Source organism: Corynebacterium guaraldiae (assembly GCF_053480195.1).
This window is the reverse complement of the sequence record NZ_JBRBAU010000038.1, coordinates 1-593: the sequence shown is the minus strand read 5'-3', so window position 1 is coordinate 593 and position 593 is coordinate 1. Positions and strand designations below refer to the sequence as shown.

Below are 593 nucleotides of genomic sequence, written 5' to 3'. Positions count from 1 at the left end.
GGCCCGGCAACACGCAAGGTCATCGAAGAACTCATTACGGCGAAAGCCATCCCGGCCCAGGCATACCAGTCCTGCCGAAACGTGCTGTCAATGGGCAAACATGCCAACAAACCAATCCTGGAAGAAGCATGCCAACGCCTGACCGCCAACGACGGCAGTCGGCGGGCAGTGTCATATACCGCAGTCAAAAACATGATGACCGCTGTCCGCAAGGAACACGCAACCCGACCACGCGGGTTTGACCAGCCCCCGCGCAGCACCACCACCAACCAACCCGCCCGACCTGTAGCCGCTGACCGGGACACCACCGGCGCGTTCCTTGGCGGTGCAGACCAGTTCAGCATGGACAACCTCGCTAAGAAAGGAAACTAAAACCCATGTCCTCACCAACCCCGCCAACAGATCGCTTCCTTGACGAATCCGTCCTGGCCGACTTCACCGCACTGCGGATGACTGCCTTCGGCAAAAGCGTCATCGACATCGCCAACGATCCCGCATTCGACGCATGGACGTTTTCCCAAAAGGTGCTCTACGCACTCGATAAAGAAGTCGCGGCCAGGCGTGAACGACGCATCAACAAACTGCTAAAAGCA

Annotated in this window: 2 pseudogenes; both read left to right on the top strand. The window is 58.3% G+C overall.

Annotation, left to right across the window (positions count from 1 at the left end):
* Window positions 1-372: pseudogene (locus ACUY3D_RS12680) on the top strand (IS21 family transposase); the annotation flags it as partial.
* A gap of 5 nt (window positions 373-377) precedes the next feature.
* Window positions 378-593 (top strand): annotated as a pseudogene (locus ACUY3D_RS12675) (ATP-binding protein); the annotation flags it as partial.